This is a genomic window from Halorubrum tibetense (genome assembly GCF_042661865.1).
GTDB lineage: Archaea > Halobacteriota > Halobacteria > Halobacteriales > Haloferacaceae > Halorubrum > Halorubrum tibetense.
Genome location: NZ_JBHSWW010000311.1, coordinates 1 through 2,621, shown reverse-complemented (window position 1 = coordinate 2,621; position 2,621 = coordinate 1). Strand labels below are relative to the sequence as shown.

The window sequence follows — 2,621 nt, the reverse complement described above, 5'->3', positions numbered from 1 at the left end:
GCCGCGAGTCGGTCCCGGCGGCCGCCCCACCTGACCGCGGGCCGATATCGGCGGCCGACCGCACCCGAACCGCGGGTGTCGGGGGCGTCAGCCCGCATCCAGAGCCGGATCGGTGGCCGATCCTCGGTTGACCCTGAAACGCTACCATAATCGTTTCTAAAACATCTAACCCGATCTAACGGCGTTGTAAACGATCGATACGCTCCGATAAAACGTCCGTGAAGGGTCAGCGGATCCGTTAATCCAACTGAATACGACGCAACGCTCGGCCCCTTATATGATATCCCCGGTCCATGGGTCAAGCGAGACAGGTGATCTCGATGTCAAGCGAAACGTCCCCCTCGACCGTCCGCGAGCCGATCCGGATCGGTGCCACGCTCTCCAACCAGTTCCGTCGCCTGACCGTCGGCGGGGCCCGGGCCGTCGCCTTCTGGGCGGCGATCTTCCTCCCGGTCGCGTACATCCCCGCGGTGTACGGGATGGGCCCGTTCGAAGGCGCGACCGCCACCCTGGCCGTGTTGTTCGCACACATCGCGTGTGTCGTGATCGGACACGGTCACAACCGCCCCGAGGAGGTGTAACCATGAGCACGAGCACGACCCCCACCGACACGACGACGGAACCGAGCGACGACCCGGACGCCGCGACGGACGACACGGCGGCCGCGGCCGACGATGCCGACGAGCCCGCCTCGAAGACCGAGCGGCTGGCGTCGTATCTCCGTCAGGAGGCCGAAAACGGCGAGATGTACTTCAAATCGAAGTTCATCGCCGACGACGTCGACCTCTCCCCGAAGGAGATCGGCGCGCTCATCGTCCAGCTACAGGACTCCGTGGCCGACCTCGAGATCGAGAAGTGGTCGTACACGGGCGCGACGACCTGGCGCGTCTCGAAGGCCTGAACACCGACACCCCGGAGATCACCTGCGACCTGCGGGGTCCCCGCTTTCGGCCGACGTCCTCCACGACGGGTTTCTCACGACGGCGTTCTCATGACGCCGCAACTCGCCACAGCACGTCTCGCCACGACTGCGTTCGTGACCAAGAACCACCTCGACCGACGTATCCGCCTCCACTGACCTTCCCTCTCCGACCGACCTTCCCTCCCCGACCAACCTGCCCATCTCGACCGACGTACCCGCCTCCGTCGCGGACCATCACGTCGGCTCCGCGTCGGTCGTACCCCGCCGACCCTCGCGTTCGCGGCGATGGGCTCGCAGGTCGACGTACGCCTTCGCGAGCGCCATCACGACGAGCGCCCCCGTCGGCGCGCCCAGCAGTCGCACGGGGATCGATCCGAGCCACACGGTGACGAGCAGCACGATCAGGTGATCGAACGGTTCGATCATGAGCTCGACCGGCCCCTTGCGTTCGTACTCCCGGTTCCCGAGGAACTCGACCCGGTAGGAGACGGCGTGCGTCGCCACCAACCCCGCCGTCGCGGCGAGCGCGACGAGCGGGGACCCCGGGTCGACCGCGGCGACGTCGCCGGGGATGGACGCCACGTAAAACCCCATGAACACCCAGAAGAAGACGTACGTGCCGAGGAACTGGCCGAGCACCGTCCGGTTCGACGCGCCGGCCAGCTCGCGGATCGAGCGCTTCCCGCCCCCGATGGGGCTGTACTCCCAGTCCGGGAGGGTCTCGGGGTCGTCGGTCGCCGCCGACCGGCGGATCTTCGCCGGTGGGGTCGCGCCGTCGACGCCGGCCTCGACCCAGTAGACGACGAGCAGCGTGTGGAGGTCGACGCCGAACGCCGCGACCCCGACGAGCGGCACGACGTTACCGGCGAGGATGACCCACTCGGTACGGGAGCGGCGACCGGGGACGCGATCGGGAGGGCGACCGACGGGCACCCCTGATAAGACGAGGTCGTGAATCTAAAACCGTGGGGCCGAGGCCCGACGACCGCTCGGCGCGAGACCGCCGACATATAAGTCTCCGGGGGCCCGGTGTCCGGTATGTCGATCCCCGACGCATCGGCGACGGCGGGAGCCGTCGTCGACGAAGTGCTCTCCGCCGTCGTCGCCGATCGCCGCGTGCTCGAAGAGGTCACCGCGGGGCTGCTCGCCCGCGGCCACGTCCTGTTAGAGGACGTGCCCGGCACCGGGAAGACGCTGACCGCACGGTCGTTCGCGACCGCGCTCGGCTTGGAGTTCTCCCGGGTCCAGTTCACGCCGGACCTGATGCCCGCCGACGTCACCGGCTCGTACGTCTTCGACGAGGACGCCGGCGAGTTCCGGTTCACGCCCGGCCCGATCTTCGCGAACGTCGTCCTCGCCGACGAGATCAACCGCGCGCCGCCGAAGACCCAGTCCGCCCTCCTGGAGGCGATGGAGGAGGGACAGGTCACCGTCGACGGCGAGACCCACGACCTCCCCGACCCGTTCTGTGTGATCGCCACGCAGAACCCCGTCGAGCAGGAGGGGACCTTCGAGCTGCCGGAGGCCCAGCGCGACCGGTTCATGGTGAAAACGTCGCTCGGCTACCCCGACGAGGCCGGCACCCGCGAGCTGATCGACCGGCGGGCCGACCGCGACACGCCGAGCCCGACCGTCGACCCCGTCACCGACCGCGAGGCGGTCCGGGAGCTCCAGCGCGTCCCGGAGTCGGTCCGCGTCG

General features: G+C 68.6%; 4 protein-coding genes. 3 read left to right on the top strand and 1 reads right to left on the bottom strand.

Annotation, left to right across the window (positions count from 1 at the left end):
• Positions 1 to 320: 320 nt before the first annotated feature.
• Positions 321 to 581, top strand: coding sequence for a DUF8028 family protein (locus ACFQEU_RS14280; protein ID WP_379783240.1), 261 nt, complete (start codon positions 321 to 323; stop codon positions 579 to 581).
• A gap of 2 nt (positions 582 to 583) precedes the next feature.
• Positions 584 to 901, top strand: a complete 318-nt coding sequence (locus tag ACFQEU_RS14275) for a DUF7123 family protein (protein ID WP_379783238.1) — start codon at positions 584 to 586, stop codon at positions 899 to 901.
• 255 nt (positions 902 to 1,156) lie between these two features.
• Here ACFQEU_RS14275 and ACFQEU_RS14270 read toward each other — a convergent pair whose 3' ends face one another.
• Positions 1,157 to 1,855, bottom strand: a complete 699-nt coding sequence (locus tag ACFQEU_RS14270) for a DUF6498-containing protein (protein ID WP_379783236.1) — start codon at positions 1,853 to 1,855, stop codon at positions 1,157 to 1,159.
• Between the two features lie 105 nt (positions 1,856 to 1,960).
• Here ACFQEU_RS14270 and ACFQEU_RS14265 point away from each other — a divergent pair.
• Positions 1,961 to 2,621: AAA family ATPase (locus tag ACFQEU_RS14265; RefSeq protein WP_379783234.1), on the top strand; the 661-nt coding region annotated here is incomplete at its 3' end.